At 39.8% G+C, this 16,603-nt stretch carries 8 protein-coding genes, 2 tRNA genes, 2 rRNA genes and 4 pseudogenes; 12 read left to right on the top strand and 4 right to left on the bottom strand.

Annotated features, from left to right (window positions below; genetic code table 11):
- Positions 1-436 precede the first annotated feature (436 nt).
- The 4 pseudogenes from AAEU33_RS00080 to AAEU33_RS00065 form a co-directional block, all read right to left on the bottom strand.
- Positions 437-939, bottom strand: a pseudogene (locus AAEU33_RS00080) (potassium-transporting ATPase subunit C).
- A gap of 61 nt (positions 940-1,000) precedes the next feature.
- Positions 1,001-3,039, bottom strand: a pseudogene (kdpB, locus tag AAEU33_RS00075) (potassium-transporting ATPase subunit KdpB).
- Between the two features lie 178 nt (positions 3,040-3,217).
- Positions 3,218-4,908 (bottom strand): annotated as a pseudogene (kdpA, locus tag AAEU33_RS00070) (potassium-transporting ATPase subunit KdpA).
- A 440-nt stretch (positions 4,909-5,348) separates the two neighbouring features.
- A pseudogene (locus tag AAEU33_RS00065) lies at positions 5,349-6,669 on the bottom strand (sigma-54 dependent transcriptional regulator).
- Between the two features lie 270 nt (positions 6,670-6,939).
- On the opposite strand from AAEU33_RS00065, the gene AAEU33_RS00060 reads away from it, so the two are divergent.
- The 12 genes from AAEU33_RS00060 to AAEU33_RS00005 all read left to right on the top strand — a co-directional run bounded on the left by AAEU33_RS00060 (position 6,940) and on the right by AAEU33_RS00005 (position 16,397).
- The gene (locus AAEU33_RS00060; RefSeq protein WP_345990315.1) at positions 6,940-7,089 is read left to right on the top strand and encodes a hypothetical protein; all 150 of its coding nucleotides are present in this window, start codon (positions 6,940-6,942) and stop codon (positions 7,087-7,089) included.
- Positions 7,076-7,477 carry an insulinase family protein gene (locus AAEU33_RS00055; RefSeq protein WP_345990313.1) on the top strand — a complete coding sequence of 134 codons (402 nt, stop codon included), beginning with the start codon at positions 7,076-7,078 and terminating at the stop codon, positions 7,475-7,477. The genes AAEU33_RS00060 and AAEU33_RS00055 overlap by 14 nt, the downstream gene beginning before the upstream one ends.
- A gap of 118 nt (positions 7,478-7,595) precedes the next feature.
- Positions 7,596-8,357, top strand: a complete 762-nt coding sequence (locus tag AAEU33_RS00050; protein ID WP_345990311.1) for an insulinase family protein — start codon at positions 7,596-7,598, stop codon at positions 8,355-8,357.
- A gap of 318 nt (positions 8,358-8,675) precedes the next feature.
- A complete protein-coding gene (locus AAEU33_RS00045; protein ID WP_345990309.1) occupies positions 8,676-9,188 on the top strand; it encodes a hypothetical protein in 513 nt (170 codons plus the stop codon).
- Positions 9,185-9,631 carry an insulinase family protein gene (locus AAEU33_RS00040; protein ID WP_345990307.1) on the top strand — a complete coding sequence of 149 codons (447 nt, stop codon included), beginning with the start codon at positions 9,185-9,187 and terminating at the stop codon, positions 9,629-9,631. Before AAEU33_RS00045 ends, AAEU33_RS00040 begins: the two co-directional genes overlap by 4 nt.
- Positions 9,609-9,815, top strand: a complete 207-nt coding sequence (locus AAEU33_RS00035; RefSeq protein ID WP_345990305.1) for a hypothetical protein — start codon at positions 9,609-9,611, stop codon at positions 9,813-9,815. The genes AAEU33_RS00040 and AAEU33_RS00035 overlap by 23 nt, the downstream gene beginning before the upstream one ends.
- Positions 9,816-10,085: 270 nt before the next feature.
- On the top strand, positions 10,086-10,214 hold the full coding sequence (locus AAEU33_RS00030) for a hypothetical protein (RefSeq protein ID WP_345990303.1): 129 nt from the start codon (positions 10,086-10,088) through the stop codon (positions 10,212-10,214).
- Positions 10,215-10,255: 41 nt separating this feature from the next.
- A complete protein-coding gene (locus AAEU33_RS00025; RefSeq protein ID WP_345990301.1) occupies positions 10,256-10,936 on the top strand; it encodes a metallophosphoesterase in 681 nt (226 codons plus the stop codon).
- 638 nt (positions 10,937-11,574) lie between these two features.
- A 16S ribosomal RNA gene (locus tag AAEU33_RS00020) occupies positions 11,575-13,074 on the top strand.
- A 213-nt stretch (positions 13,075-13,287) separates the two neighbouring features.
- A tRNA-Ile gene (locus AAEU33_RS00015) sits at positions 13,288-13,361 on the top strand.
- 85 nt (positions 13,362-13,446) lie between these two features.
- Positions 13,447-13,523: transfer RNA gene (locus AAEU33_RS00010), tRNA-Ala, on the top strand.
- 154 nt (positions 13,524-13,677) lie between these two features.
- Positions 13,678-16,397 (top strand): 23S ribosomal RNA (locus tag AAEU33_RS00005).
- Together the 16S and 23S rRNA genes with 2 tRNA genes alongside form the textbook arrangement of a ribosomal RNA operon.
- The last annotated feature ends 206 nt before the right edge of the window (positions 16,398-16,603 follow it).

Raw genomic sequence — 16,603 nt, 5'->3', positions numbered from 1 at the left:
GGTTAAAGGAAAATCGGTTTGACGATTCTGACCGTTGATCCACGTCAGGTCATATCCATCAAAAGGAATTCTGGATTCCATTTTTGTGATTAATGAATCTTTGGGTTTGCCAAGAAGGGAATCTTTTTTTATTTCCTGGCCGTTGATTTGGCTCAAAGCAGTAAGTCCTAAGAAAGCGCTGCATGAAAAGTTTTTGATTTCATTATAAATATTGATAATAATGTGTTGAAGTAATGGTGGAAAAGGCTTTCCACTATAAAAGGGGTTAAAAAAATGAATTCTGTAAACGGTAGGAATATTTTTATGATATAGAAACGAAATCTTTTCGTAATGGGAAACTTTGATATCCGTTTAGTTAGAATTTTAGATTACAGAATTCATTATAAGCTGAGGTTCTCTTTTGATTACTAAATTTTAATGTAAAGGAGATCTGTTTCTATTGTAATTTATCTAAAGCAATGTTAAGCTTCAGTACGTTGACTTTTGAAGGTCCAAAAATTCCCAATAGGGGTTTTTCAGTATTTGTTTTAACAAGACTTTCAATTCTGGCCTCAGAAAGATTTCTTTCTTTTGCCACTCTTTTATCTGGTAAAGAGCTCCTGCTTCTGAAATATCAGGATCCAACCCGCTTCCACTGGCGGTAACAAGCTCTACAGGTACTTCTGTATCTTTCATTTCAGGATTCTGCATTTTTAAAGTATCGATTCTCTTTTGAACTGTTTCCAGATACTCCTTATTACTTGGGCCTTTATTGCTTCCGGCGCTCCCCGCTGCATTATAATTAGCTGCGGATGGACGGCTGTGAAAATATTTTGGCGACTTGAACTCCTGTCCTATATTAGCATAGAATTTCTGGTCCCGATAAGTAATGGTTTCTGCATTTCTGTGTGAAGTAATTTTGAACCTATCAATACAAAAAGTAAATAAAAGCCCGTACAAACCAGCATGACGAATGTTAATTTTAATGCTGAAATAAAATAAATTTTCATTGTTTTAAATTTTAAAAGAATAAACTGATGAATAAATCAATAAGTTTTATTCCGATGAATGGAACAATAACACCTCCTAAACCATAGATCAAAAGATTTCTTCTGAGCAAAGCGCTTGCGCCAATAGGTTTATAAGTCACACCTTTCAATGCCAATGGAATTAGTGCAGGAATGATAACCGCATTGAAAATGATCGCAGATAATATCGCAGATTCAGGGCTATGAAGATTCATGATATTCAACTTCTGAAGAGCTGGAATAAAAGTGATAAACAAAGCCGGGATGATGGCAAAATATTTAGCAACGTCATTCGCAATACTGAAAGTGGTAAGGGTTCCACGGGTCATTAATAATTGTTTTCCGATCTCTACAATTTCAATCAGCTTCGTAGGGTCATTATCAAGATCTACCATGTTTCCCGCTTCTTTCGCTGCTTGTGTCCCACTGTTCATGGCAACACCTACATCTGCCTGAGCTAAAGCCGGTGCATCATTCGTTCCATCTCCCATCATCGCAACCAGTTTTCCGGACTGCTGTTCTTTTTTGATGTAGTTCATTTTATCCTCAGGTTTAGCTTCAGCGATAAAATCATCAACACCTGCCTTTTCTGCAATAAACTTGGCCGTTAAAGGATTATCTCCGGTTACCATTACGGTTTTTACACCCATTTTTCTTAAACGCTGAAAACGTTCCTGGATTCCTGTTTTAATGATATCCTGTAGTTCAATTACTCCCCATACTTTCTCGTTAACCGACACCACCAACGGAGTTCCTCCGTTTTCAGAAATTTTAGTGGTTGCATCCTGAGTTTCCTGAGGAAAGATATTTCCTGCTTTTTCAGTTAATTTTTTAATCGTATCGTAAGCTCCTTTTCGGATACGTGTATCTTCGAAATCAATCCCTGACGTCCTTGTCTCGGCCGTAAAATCGATATAAGTAGGGCTGGAGACAATCAGGTCCTGAGGCTGTAGTTCACTCAGCTCAATAATTGATTTCCTTCCGGTGTTTCATCCGCTACAGAACTTAAAGCTGCCGCTTTAATAAACTCATCAAGTTGTATGTTATTGGCAGGATGAAACTGGGTTGCTTTACGGTTCCCAATGGTGATGGTACCTGTTTTATCCAGAAGCAGAACGTCAATATCTCCGGCTGTTTCTACAGCTTTACCACTTTTGGTAATCACATTCGCTCTTAAAGCTCGGTCCATCCCGGCGATACCGATTGCAGAAAGCAAACCTCCAATTGTTGTCGGGATCAAACAAACGAAAAGGGATATAAATGCCGCAATAGTAATTGGGGTTTGCGCATAGTCTGCAAAGGGTTTTAAAGTAAGGGTAACGATTATAAAAGTAAGGGTGAACCCGGCTAAAAGTATGGTTAATGCGATTTCATTAGGTGTTTTTTGTCTGGATGCACCCTCAACAAGGGCAATCATTTTATCAAGAAAAGATTCACCGGGTTTTGTGGTTACTTTCACTTTGATACGGTCTGAAAGTACTTTGGTACCTCCGGTTACAGAGCTTTTATCACCACCTGCTTCACGAATGACCGGGGCACTTTCCCCAGTAATGGCTGACTCATCAATTGTTGCGAGCCCTTCGATGATTTCACCATCCATAGGAATCTGATCACCCGCTTCACAAAGGAAGATATCTCCCAACTTCATTTCAGCAGACATTTTTAATGTAGTGTCTACCTGAAATCCGGGCTTGTTGTCAACAATTAATTTAGCAGGAGTTTCTTCACGTGTTTTTCGAAGGGTATCAGCCTGGGCTTTTCCTCTTGCCTCAGCAATGGCTTCAGCAAAGTTGGCAAACAATACAGTGAAGAATAAAATGATAAATACTAAAAAATTATATAAGAAGCTACCCTGTGTTTTATCACCCGTTAAGCTGAATAAGCTTACGATGAGCATAACGACGGTTCCGACTTCTACCAGAAACATCACTGGATTTTTAAACATAATTTTCGGATTTAGTTTTACGAAAGACTGTTTGATAGCCTCATTGACCAAATCTTTTTGAAATAATGTTTGTGATTGATTTTTCATTGTTGAAAAGAATTATATAATTGTTAATCAAGAGGAACCATTAAGGTGGTTAAAATAATAAGGTGAGGTATGGATAATATTATTCAAGTGAATGTTTCTATGATATCAGACTAGTTTGAATTTCCTTGATTTCAGATCCTTAATGGTCCTGTTGATTTTTACTTGGTAGTGTTCACGTTTATTTAGAAAAATACTGGATTTGTTCTGCAATAGGTCCCAGTGTCAATGCAGGGAAGAAAGATAATGCTGCTATCAGAAGTATCACCGCGAGAGTCATAAATCCGAAAGTTGCAGTATCTGTTTTTAAAGTACCGGCACTTTCAGGGATATATTTCTTCTGAGCCAGGTATCCTGCAATAGCGATAGGACCGATAATAGTATAAACCTTGAAAGCAGCAGTACGATTCCTGTAGAGATATTCCACCATGGAGTATTATCGCCTAATCCTTCAAACCCTGATCCATTGTTGGCAGATGAAGAAGTGAATTCATATAGCATTTCACTGAAGCCATGGAATCCCGGGTTATTCAGCGTTTTGGCTCCGAACTCAGGGAAATAAGCCGTTAATGCTGTTCCCACAAGAATTAAAAACGGGTGAAATAAAGCCACAATCATTGCAATTTTCATTTCTTTGGCTTCGATTTTTTTACCCAAAAACTCGGGTGTTCTTCCCACCATTAATCCACTAATGAATACAGCCAGAATAATAAAAATGAAATAGTTTAAAATTCCGACACCACAACCTCCGTAAAAACAGTTGATCATCATGGCAAGAAGCTGATTCATTCCTGAAAGAGGCATCATACTGTCATGCATTGCATTGACTGAGCCTGTAGAAATAACAGTTGTAGCAATACTCCAATATCCCGAAGCAGCACTTCCAAAACGTATTTCTTTGCCCTCCATTGCACCTAACTGATGATCGGCACCCATCTGTGTGATCAGTGGATTTCCATGGATTTCATTTAAGATGGTAGGAGTGGCCAATGCCAGAAAGCCTATGGTCATTACAGAAAATATCGTCCATGAAAGTCTTTTCTTTTTTAAATAGAACCCCAATGCGAATACCAAAGCGAATGGAATGATCATCTGAGTGACCATTTCTGTCATATTAGTTAAGTAATTAGGATTTTCAAGAGGATGTGCCGAATTGGTTCCAAAGAAGCCCCCACCATTCGTTCCCAAATGCTTGATGGCAATAAAAGCCGCGGCGGGTCCCCTGGAGATATCAACTTTTTGTCCTTCCAGAGTAGTGATGTGATCTTTTCCTTCAAAAGTCATCGGACTTCCGTTGGCAGAAAGAATCAGAGCAACAATAATACTTATTGGGATCAGATTCTGATCATGGATTTAGTAAAAAAATCAAAAAAGTTTCCCAATTCTGTTGTTGTCTTTTCTTTAAATGCTTTGAAAAGTACAGCCATAGCAGCCATTCCGGTTGCAGCAGTTACAAATTGAAGAAACATTAAATACAGCTGGCTTAAATAACTGACTCCCGTTTCCCCTGAATAATGCTGAAGGTTACAGTTGACTAAAAATGATATTGCCGTATTAAAAGCAAGATCGGGAGACATATTAGGGTTTCCGTCGGGATTTAAAGGAAGCCAGGATTGATTGAGTAAAATGAAAAATCCAATAATCAACCAAACCAGATTGATACTCAACAGCAAACATATTTTGCTTCCATGTCATTTGACGGTTAGGGTTAATTCCGGATATTTTATAAATTAATTTTTCAATGGGCTGGAAAACAGGATCCAAAAAGGTTTTTTTATGGCCATAAACATTAGCAATATATTTTCCTAAAAATATTCCTATTACTAATGTGATAACAAACATCGCTATGATGCCTAAAATTTCTGTGTTCATGATAGATTAAAATTTTTCTGGTTTTATAAGAACATAGCAGATATACACGAAGGCCAGTATTGAAAGAAAAACAAACTCCACATAGCTTTATATTTTATCAAAAATTCAACGGACTTATACAATAGCCAAAATAAAATGGCGCTCAGGACTAATAAAATTATCAACATCATCTTATCATAATTAAGGTTAAAAGGGTAAACAGTACATAAGACACGATCAGGAAGCTGAACTTCGAATGACGCCGTGTTTTGAATGTTTTTTTTGAAATAGTCATTTTAAAATATTTATTATGTTATCCTTAATGCCAAAAAAGAATCCATTCTTTTGTTTTTTATTTTAATGTTTTGTATTACAGTGTTTTATTGGTGTTTTGAAAAGGTGTTGAAAACAAAAAAGCCTATCAAAATGATAGGCTCTTTATTAAAATGATAGGCTCGTTTTTATCGTAATCCGTATTCTTCCAGCTTGCGGTATAATGTGGCAATACCGATTTCCAGAAGTCTTGCAGCCTCGGCTTTGTTTCCTTTAGTATAATGTAAAACTTTTTGTATATGTTCTTTTTCTAGGGAACGGATGCTTAAAGAATCCTTATCACCGGTCACTTTTTCTGAGTAGTGCGGAAGGCTCTCAGCATTCAGAATATTCTCGTTCATTAATATCAAACTTCTTTCTACCGTATTTCGCAATTCGCGGATGTTCCCTTTCCAGTCATTTTTTTCCAGTGTTTTATAGTACTCGGGAGACACCTGTACAGCGCTGAGGTGCAATTTATGAGAGAACATATCAATAAAATTCTTTGCAAGAATTTTAAGTCTTCCTTCCTTTCACGAAGAGGAGGAAGGCTAATCTCAAAGACATTCAACCTGAAATACAGATCTTCTAAAGTTTCCTTGTTTTATTTCTTCTTCCAGGTTTCTGTTTGTGGCAGCGATCAACCTGAAATCTGACTTCGAAACCTTGGTTTCACCCATTTTAATGAATTCATGGGTTTCAAGAACACGGAGTAATTTAGCTTGAAGTTCCATAGGCATTTCTCCGATTTCATCTAAAAATAAAGTCCCGCCATTAGCTTCTTCTACCAAACCCTTTTTGTCTTTTACCGCTCCCGTAAATGAACCTTGTTTATGGCCAAAAAGTTCGCTTTCAAGAATTTCTTTGCTGAATGCAGAACAGTTGATGGCAACAAAATTATTTTTCTTTCTCTCACTTCCTTCATGGATAGCGTTGGCAAAGACTTCCTTTCCTGTTCCGGTTTCCCCTGTTAAAAGTACCGTAGCATCCGTTAGAGCAACCCTTTCCGCTAATTTTTAGCCTCCAGGATGGCAGGTGAATGACCGATGATCTGATTAAATCCTTTTTGTGAATCCTTCTTCTGGACAATTTTAGATTTATTATCCTTTACTTTATCCAGTGCTTTATACACCAAAGGAATAATTTTATCATTATCATCCCCTTTTACCAGGTAATCGTAGGCACCGTTTTTCATTGCCTGAACAGCATCCGTAATATTTCGAAGGCAGTCATAAGAATAACTTCCTGATGCGGATATTTTGTTTTAATGGATTTTACAAGCTCAACTCCAAATGCATCCGGAAGCCGGACATCGCTTAAAACAACATCAAATTCGTATTGCTCAAGCATCGTCATGGCAGAACGGGCAGTAGACGCTTCTTTAACATTAAAATCTTCCTGAGAAAGAATCATTCCCAAAAGTTTGAGAAGTTTAAGCTCATCATCGATGATCAGAATATTTCCGGACATGGTATAAATTTTAGGTAAAACCTGATGCAAACTTAATCAAACTTACAGATACAAACCGAATGTGAGAGATTTTATTTATTGTAAAATGTACTATTGGATAAAGTACCATATGATCCTGGTGGGTAATAAATCGCCTTTTCAATTCGGTAAATTGGCAATTCAGCAATTCCACTTTTTGAATTGTCATCATAGATGTAATAATTATAAAAGTAATATGCTTTCTTTTAGTATTCCTTACATTTGTAAAGCATTCTATTTTAATGAATGAAAATGAATTTACATATGACGGACAAAAGATACAAGGAAACAATTCATACTGATAAAAACAACTACGAATATATAACCATTACTCACGATGAAAACGGAGTCAGAATCTATACCCTTAAAAACGGATTAAAAGTATTTCTTGCAGAATTTTGATTCACCAAGGATTCAGACCTATATTCCCGTAAGAACCGGAAGCAACAATGACCCTTCTGATAATACAGGGCTTGCCCATTATCTGGAGCATATGATGTTTAAAGGAACCTCAGGAATCGGAACCCAAAACTGGGAAAAAGAAAAGGTTTTGTTAGATCAGATTTCAGAATTGTACGAACAACATAAGGCAGAGGCAGATCCTGAAAAGAAGAAAGAAATCTATAAAAAAATAGATGAGGTATCCCAGGACGCCAGTCAATATGCTATAGCGAATGAATATGATAAAGTGATCTCATCATTGGGAGCAAACGGAACTAATGCGCATACGTGGTTTGATGAGACGGTTTATAAAAACAACATTCCCAGTAACGAGCTTGAGAATGGCTGAAAGTTGAAAAAGAGCGATTTTCAGAAATTGTGTTACGCCTTTTTCATACCGAGCTGGAATCAGTATACGAAGAATTTGGGCGCAGGATAATGACTCTAGGTTAGTAAATTATGAACTGATGGATGCTCTTTTTCCTACCCATGCCAATGGCCAACAAACAACTCTGGGAAAAGCCGAACATTTGAAAAATCCTTCCATGAAGGCGATTCACAAATATTTCGATGAGTATTATGTTCCTAATAACTATGCCATGGTCATGGTTGGTGATCTTGACTATGAACGTACGATTCAGCTTATAGATCAATATTTCGGAACGATTCCTTATAAAGAATTACCAAAGAAAACTCCGGTGGTAGAACAGCCTCTCCGGGGAATTGTAGAAAGAACTGTAAAAAGTCCGACCCACCGAGGGTTCAGATGGCCTGGAGAACGGATAGCTATGGAACCCGAAGCTATGTTGGCAGATATTACTGCAAATATTATGAGTAACAGGGGAGAAGCCGGATTACTAGACCTTAATATTAATCAGACCCAACGGATGTTATGGGCACAGGCATTTTCAGTAGGATTAAAGCAATATGGATATTTTTCAATTGTGGCTGTTCCTAAAGAAACCCAATCTTTGAAAGATGCAAAGGATATGGTTTTGGAGCAGATAGAACTGATCAAAAGAGGAGAATTTCCGGATTGGATGCTTCCTGCCATCATCAATGATTTCAAACTTCAGAGAATGAAGGCTCTTGAAACCGCTGATGGTTTGGCTACCAATCTCTATGATACCTATATAAAGGAAGAACCTGGGAAGAGGAGCTTAATGAAATGGATGTATATGCTTCATTCACAAAACAGGATGTTATTCATTTTGCCAATGATTTTTTAAGGACAATTATGTTCTGATAAATAAGGAAAAAGGAGTTAATGACAAGCTGATCAGGGTTGAAAACCCGGAATTACACCGATTAAGATTAACAGAGATGCTCAATCGGAATTTTTAAAACAGATTTTAGCGGAAAAAACGGAAGATATTCAACCTGAATTTATTGATTATGATAAAGAGATCATAACCGGACAGGTTAAGGATAAGAAACTTAGCTTTGTCAAAAACAAATATAACGATATAGCACAGGTCTATTTCATTTTCCCACTTGGAAGTGATCATGATCGTGATCTGGCAATATCAACGCAGCTGCTCCAGTATTTGGGAACTGAAGATTATGCTCCTGAAGATCTGAAGAAAGAGTTCTTTAAAATTGGTGTGAGTAATGATTTTAAAACAACCAATGATCAGTTAACGATTTCATTGAGCGGTTTGGAGGAAAACATTGAAAAAGGAATTAGCCTTCTTCAACATTGGATGTATAAAGTAAAGCCGGATCAGGAAATCTACAAACAGTTTGTAGAAACAGTTCTTGAAAACCGTGAAGCGATGAAAAAAGATAAAAACCGGATTATGACAGCTCTAACGAATTACACCAAGTTGGGCGAATTTTCCAGGTTTACAGATGTGATTTCTAAAGAGGAACTTCAAAACAGTGAAGTTGAAATATTTACGGACAGAATGAAAAGAATGTTCGCGTTTCCATATCAGATATTCTTCTACGGAAAAAATCTGGAGAATTTCAAAACGTATATTGACAATTATGTTGAGGTTTCAAGCCTTGAAATTCGGAGCCTAAGAAGTATCCCGAGCCTGAAACCGATGGGAAAGTGAATTTCATCAATTATGATATGGTACAGGTTGAAATGAGCAAAATAGGTAGAGGGCACAATATCAATACTGCTAACTTAGGTAAGATTAACGTTTTCAACGAATATTTTGGACGGGGATTGTCTTCCATTGTATTTCAGGAGATCCGGGAAGCAAAGAGCTTAGCCTATTCAGCATACGTTTCTTATGCTGCAAATTCAGAATCCGGACACCCGGATTATGTAACGACATATATTGGGACACAGCCTGATAAGCTACAGATTGCCGTAGATACGATGTCTGAACTGATGAATGAACTCCCTGAAGTGCCCATCCAATTTGAAAATGCAAAAAGTACAGCTCTGAAACAGATCGCTTCTACGAGAATTACCAGAACGAACATTTTCTTTAATACATTAAGATTAAAGAAAATCGGAATTAATCATGATTTCAGAAAAGATATATGAGGAAATTCAAAAGTTGGATTTTAACGGGATAAAAGAATTTTACCGGACAGAAATAAAACCCTTGCGTTTTAATACAGCTATTCTTGGCAAAAAAGAGAATCTTGATATGGACGCTGTCAATAAAATGGGAGTTTTAAAGAGTCAGTTTAAAAGATATTTTTGGACATTAGATATTAATATATAATATACTAATATATTAAACCCCGAAGAAATTGGGTTCTATTTCATAACCTTTGATTAAAAATATAAGCTATGCTTTTTCTGCATTATTGAACACTGCAGTAAAAAATTAATGGGAGCTTAACAATTTTATAATATGTAAGAAATTCTTATTTGTAAATATTGAGTCAATTTGTCCACCAGAATATTATTAGTATTCTGTATATGGAACTTTTGCTGTATTGTCTTTGAAGATAAAATTATATAGAATGCTGGTATCAGAGAAGCATTGACTATGAAAAGAAAATTTTTGACAAATATTCCGCTTGCCGTTTCAGGGGTACTTCTGGGAGGACCTGCAGCTAGCTTGCTGGCACAAGCTCCGAAGGAAGATATAAACAAAAAAAACTGCTGTTTACGGTAGCTCACATTACAGACGTACACTTACCGGCAGATCCTAAAATAATGGAAAGGTTTGTAAAATGTCTTAAAGAAATTAAAAACAGGAAAGTAGATTTCTTCCTTAACACAGGAGACTCCATTATGGCTGTGGACCGGGAAAACTCTACCCGTCAGGAAGTATATGACCAGTGGAATGCCTGGGATAACTGTATGAAGGAAATTGCAGACTATGATATGTATAGTTGCGTCGGAAATCACGACATCTGGTGGGCAGGTGAAAAATCAGATGAAATGCATGGAGTTCCCTATGCGGCCAAACTTAAAATGCCTAAGCGTTATTACAGTACTAAAAAAGAGAAATGGCATTTTATAATGTTGGATGGCAATAACTCTGGTATTACCCTGGATCCTGAACAAATGAACTGGCTGAAACAACAATTAGAAAATATTCCTGCAGGAGAATATGCATTAATTATGTCGCATTATCCTATACTTACGGTTACAGGATCCTGGGAAGGAGGGCAGCATAAAGACCATAATGCATTGAAAGACTTGTTTTATAAGCATAAAGATAAAGTGAAAGGCTGTCTTAGTGGTCATCAGCATCTCCTCGACAGAGCATGGTATAATGATGTATATTATTTCTGTAATGGAGCTATGTCAGGATTTTGGTGGGGGAAGGAGACAAGCGTTCCGCGAAACCTTTCTATTATCAGGAAACACCACCGGGATATGCTATATTAAAATTTTATGATGACGGCTCATTTGAGAATGAATACATAATTCATCATTATTAATATATATATAATGTAAACAGAGACTGGCTTTTTAAGTCAGTCTCTGTTTACAGTACTTTATAAACATTCTGAAATCTGGATTGTCTTATTATTTTTAATTTTCTCAATACCAATTAAAAGTTTTGGCTCCGGTAGTCAATAAGTTATGGATATTATGTTAAAAAAGTTTATCAAAAGCTTGGCCGGTATCATTAAAGTTTATACTTTTGCCCCACTGAAAACGAGAGATAGTAGGTAGCGCAGAAGAGGGTAATTATAAACGAAGATTTAAAAAAATAAATAATAATTTATTTTGAAAATTGAGAAAAGTTTGTATCTTTGCAGTCCCAATTAAGGGAGCGCGGAGTAAAATTGAGATAAGTGTTAGAGAGGGATTAAGGTTACAGAAAAAACTTTAAAATTTTCTTCAAAAACATTTGGTCAGTTCAAAAACATTAATTACTTTTGCACTCGCAAATCTAAAGCAATAACGACAGAAAAAAAGCTTTAGAGAAAAGCGGAAGAAGAGAGATCATTGAAATACAATATAACAACCAAGTAAGGAAAAACTAAAGCGTCAAAACTTTGAGTGAGTCAGACAAACATACAATGGAGAGTTTGATCCTGGCTCAGGATGAACGCTCGGGAGGCCTAACACGTACAAGCCGAGCGGTATAGATCTTTCGGGATCTAGAGAGCGGCACACGGGTGCGGAACACGTGTGCAACCTACCTTTATCAGGGGATAGCCTTTCGAAAGGAAGATTAATACCCCATAATATATTTGATGGCATCATTAGATATTGAAAACTCCGGTGGATAGAGATGGGCACGCGCAAGATTAGATAGTTGGTGAGGTAACGGCTCACCAAGTCAATGATCTTTAGGGGCCTGAGAGGGTGATCCCCACACTGGTACTGAGACACGGACCAGACTCCTACGGGAGGCAGTGAGGAATATTGGACAATGGGTGAGAGCCTGATCCAGCCATCCCGCGTGAAGGATGACGGCCCTATGGGTTGTAAACTTCTTTTGTATAGGGATAAACCTACCTCGTGAGGGTAGCTGAAGGTACTATACGAATAAGCACGGCTAACTCCGTGCCAGCAGCCGCGGTAATACGGAGGGTGCAAGCGTTATCCGGATTTATTGGTTTAAAGGGTCCGTAGGCGGACTCGTAAGTCAGTGGTGAAATCTCATAGCCTTCATGAAACTGCCATTGATACTGCGGGTCTTGAGTAAGGTAGAGGTAGCTGGAATAAGTAGGTAGCGGTGAAATGCATAGATATTACTTAGAACACCAATTGCGAAGGCAGGTTACCATGCCTTAACTGACGCTGATGGACGAAAGCGTGGGGAGCGAACAGGATTAGATACCTGGTAGTCCACGCCGTAAACGATGCTAACTCGTTTTGGGTTTTCGGATTCAGAGACTAAGCGAAAGTGATAAGTTAGCCACCTGGGAGTACGAACGCAAGTTTGAAACTCAAAGGAATTGACGGGGGCCCGCACAAGCGGTGGATTATGTGGTTTAATTCGATGATACGCGAGGAACCTTACCAAGGCTTAAATGGGAAATGACAGGTTTAGAAAGAATAGAAATGGCTTTTCGGACATTTTTCAAGGTGCTGCGTGGTTGTCGTCAGCTCGTGCCGTGAGGTGTTAGGTTAAGTCCTGCAACGAGCGCAACCCCTGTCACTAGTTGCCATCATTCAGTTGGGGACTCTAGTGAGACTGCCTACGCAAGTAGAGAGGAAGGTGGGGATGACGTCAAATCATCACGGCCCTTACGCCTTGGGCCACACACGTAATACAATGGCCAGTACAGAGGGCTGCTACCAGGCGACTGGATGCTAATTCGAAAGCTGGTCTCAGTTCGGATTGGAGTCTGCAACTCGACTCTATGAAGCTGGAATCGCTAGTAATCGCGCATCAGCCATGGCGCGGTGAATACGTTCCCGGGCCTTGTACACACCGCCCGTCAAGCCATGGAAGTCTGGGGTACCTGAAGTCGGTGACCGTAACAGGAGCTGCCTAGGGTAAAACAGGTAACTAGGGCTAAGTCGTAACAAGGTAGCCGTACCGGAAGGTATGGAACATCTCATTTTAGAGCGTTGAAGAACGTTAAACAAAATAACGGTACTTAAATGTATCATGTACTTACTTAAGAGAAGCTTTAGTTTTTTATTTGGTTGATATATAAAAAAAATACAACACCCACTAGAAATTAGTAAAGGGAAGAGATTTAGAAAAGAAGTTAGAAATTAGAAGTTAGAGATTAGTCTAACATCTGATATCTAAAATCTAACATCTAAAACAAAGTCTCGTAGCTCAGCTGGTTAGAGCGCTACACTGATAATGTAGAGGTCGGCAGTTCGAGCCTGCCCGAGACTACTAATTATAAGACGGGAAGACATCAGATATAAGACATGAGACATTAAGTCTGAGATCTAGGATCTGATATCTGAAGTCTACTAGAGGGGAATTAGCTCAGCTGGCTAGAGCGCCTGCCTTGCACGCAGGAGGTCAAGGGTTCGACTCCCTTATTCTCCACCATCATAGATGGTTTAATTTTAAAAAAGCAGATAGAGCCAAAAACAATATTTGCGAATTAGATCAGAAGTAGAAATACGATCATTGACATTAACGGTAAAGACATCACAAAGAGAAAACCGAGCACTTATAAGTGCTTGAGTAACCTAAAAATAGGAAAGAAATCGTTAAGGGCATGGCGGATGCCTAGGCTTTCAGAGGCGACGAAGGACGTGGTAAGCTGCGAAAGCTGCGGGATTGGCACACACGAATTGATCCGCAGATGTCCGAATGGGGCAACCCAATACATTGAAGATGTATTACCTCGTAAGAGGAGCAAACCCGGAGAACTGAAACATCTAAGTACCTGGAGGAAAAGAAATCGAAGAGATTCCGTAAGTAGTGGCGAGCGAAAGCGGATTAGCCCAAAGTCTTTATATATTTAGAAGAACGTACTGAAAGTGCGGCCATAGACGGTGATAGCCCGGTATTCGAAAGGTATATATAGATGATAAATGAGTAGGGCGGGACACGTGAAATCCTGTCTGAATATGGGGGGACCATCCTCCAAGGCACAAATACTCCTGAAAGACCGATAGTGAACAAGTACTGTGAAGGAAAGGTGAAAAGCACTTCGAATAGAAGGGTGAAATAGAACCCGAAACCGTACGCCTACAAGCGGTCGGAGCCCACAAGTTGGGTGACGGCGTGCCTTTTGCATAATGAGCCTACGAGTTAATTTTACTAGCGAGGTTAAGGACTTCAGGTCCGGAGCCGGAGCGAAAGCGAGTCTGAATAGGGCGTATAGTTAGTAGGATTAGACGCGAAACCTTGTGATCTACCCATGGGCAGGTTGAAGCTCTGGTAACACAGAGTGGAGGACCGAACCGGTTGACGTTGAAAAGTCTTCGGATGACCTGTGGGTAGGGGTGAAAGGCCAATCAAACTGGAGATAGCTCGTACTCCCGAAATGCATTTAGGTGCAGCGTTGATTATAAGTTTATTAGAGGTAGAGCTACTGATTGGATGCGGGGTTTCACCGCCTACCAATTCCTGACAAACTCCGAATGCCAATAAATGTTGATCAGCAGTGAGGGTACGGGTGCTAAGGTCCACGAGAGGGAAAGAACCCAGACCAACAGCTAAGGTCCCCAAATATATGTTAAGTTGAAGCAACGCGGTTGGACTGCATTGACAGCTAGGATGTTGGCTTGAAGCAGCCATTCATTTAAAGAGTGCGTAACAGCTCACTAGTCGAGCGGTCCGGCATGGATAATAATCGGGCATAAACATATTACCGAAGTTATGGATTTGTACAATGTACATCTGGTAGGGGAGCATTCTGTTTGCGCCGGCAGTATCGTGAGGTATTGTGGAGCGGACAGAAAAGAAAATGTAGGCATAAGTAACGATAAAGGGGCGAGAAACCCCCCACCGAAAGACTAAGGTTTCCTCAGCCATGCTAATCAGCTGAGGGTTAGTCGGGACCTAACGCGAACCCGAAAGGGGTAGTGGATGGACAATGGGTTAATATTCCCATACTTGCTCACACTAAAAAGGGGACGGAGTGCCGTACCTGCTGGAGACTGACGGAATAGTCAAGGCCTAGCCTTCGGGCGAAGCTGCTGCAGGGAAAGTGCTTCCAAGAAAAGCCGAAGTGAAGCAACCTACCAAAACCGACACAGGTAGTCGAGGAGAGAATCCTAAGGTGCTCGAGTGAGTCGTGGCTAAGGAACTAGGCAAAATAGTCTCGTAACTTCGGAAGAAGAGACGCCATCAGCAATGGTGGCCGCAGTGAAGAGGCCCAGGCGACTGTTTATCAAAAACACAGGACTCTGCTAAATCGAAAGATGCTGTATAGGGTCTGACACCTGCCCGGTGCTGGAAGGTTAAGGAAGGGCGTTAGCGTAAGCGAAGCGTTTGACTGAAGCCCCAGTAAACGGCGGCCGTAACTATAACGGTCCTAAGGTAGCGAAATTCCTTGTCGGGTAAGTTCCGACCTGCACGAATGGTGTAACGATCTGGGCACTGTCTCAGCCACGAGCTCGGTGAAATTGTAGTATCGGTGAAGATGCCGATTACCCGCAATGGGACGAAAAGACCCTGTGAACCTTTACTATAACTTCGTATTGACTTTGAGAGTAATGTGTAGGATAGGTGGGAGACTATGAAGCAGGCACGCTAGTGTTTGTGGAGTCAACGTTGAAATACCACCTTTACTTACTTGAGCCTAACTTCCTTTAGGAAGGACATTGCGTGGTGGGTAGTTTGACTTGGTGGTCGCCTCCAAAAAGAGTAACGGAGGTTTTCAAAGGTACCTCAGCACGTCGGCAACCGTGCGTAGAGTGTAATGGCATAAGGGTGCTTGACTGGGAGACCTACAAGTCGATCAGGTGCGAAAGCAGGACATAGTGATCCGGTGGTTCCGTTGGAAGGGCCATCGCTCATAGGATAAAAGGTGTACTCCGTGGATAACAGGCTGAAGCCCCCCAAGAGCTCACATCGACGGGGAGGTTCGCACCTCGATGTCGGCTCGTCACATCCTGGGGTTGAGAAGGTCCTGCTGGGCTGTTCGCCCATTAAAGTGGCACGCGAGCTGGGTTCAGAACGTCGTGAGACAGTTCGGTCTTCATTCATTGCGTGGCGTTAGATGTTTGAGAGGGCTTGATTCTAGTACGAGAGGACCGAATTGAACAAACCTCTGGTGTATCGCTGTACCGCCAGGTGCACCGCTGAGTAGCCATGTTTGGAAGAGATAAGCACTGAAAGCATATAAGTGCGAACCTGCCTCAAGATGAGATATCTTTTAAGGGTCGTGGAGATGACCACGTTGATAGGCCATATAAGGTGTTGGTAACAGCATAGCCGAGTATACTAATTACCCGTAGATTTATAGCTCATTATGAATGATAGTACACAAGCGATGAATGATTATCAATCATCATTTATCAACCATCAATCATAGCTCAGGCCTTATAAGTGCAATACTGGTTTTGCCTTTGATGAATTACTGATAAAACAGATGTCAGGATAAAGACATCAGATAAGAGACTTTATAACAGGTCTGAAATCTGAAATTTATCCTCTGATATCTCTATATACCT

It is taken from the genome of Chryseobacterium sp. Chry.R1 (assembly GCF_039645525.1).
GTDB classification, from domain to species: Bacteria; Bacteroidota; Bacteroidia; order Flavobacteriales; family Weeksellaceae; genus Chryseobacterium; species Chryseobacterium proteolyticum.
The sequence above is the reverse complement of the archived record's forward strand: the minus strand, read 5'-3'. Positions and strand labels throughout refer to the sequence as shown.

Coding starts and splice junctions, on each gene's coding strand:
- AAEU33_RS00025 (WP_345990301.1), top strand. CDS start 10,256: ATGGAAAGGTTTGTAAAATGTCTTAAAGAAATTAAAAACAGGAAAGTA.
- AAEU33_RS00050 (WP_345990311.1), top strand. CDS start 7,596: ATGGATGCTCTTTTTCCTACCCATGCCAATGGCCAACAAACAACTCTG.
- AAEU33_RS00060 (WP_345990315.1), top strand. CDS start 6,940: ATGAATTTACATATGACGGACAAAAGATACAAGGAAACAATTCATACT.
- AAEU33_RS00030 (WP_345990303.1), top strand. CDS start 10,086: ATGAAAAGAAAATTTTTGACAAATATTCCGCTTGCCGTTTCAGGGGTA.
- AAEU33_RS00035 (WP_345990305.1), top strand. CDS start 9,609: ATGATTTCAGAAAAGATATATGAGGAAATTCAAAAGTTGGATTTTAAC.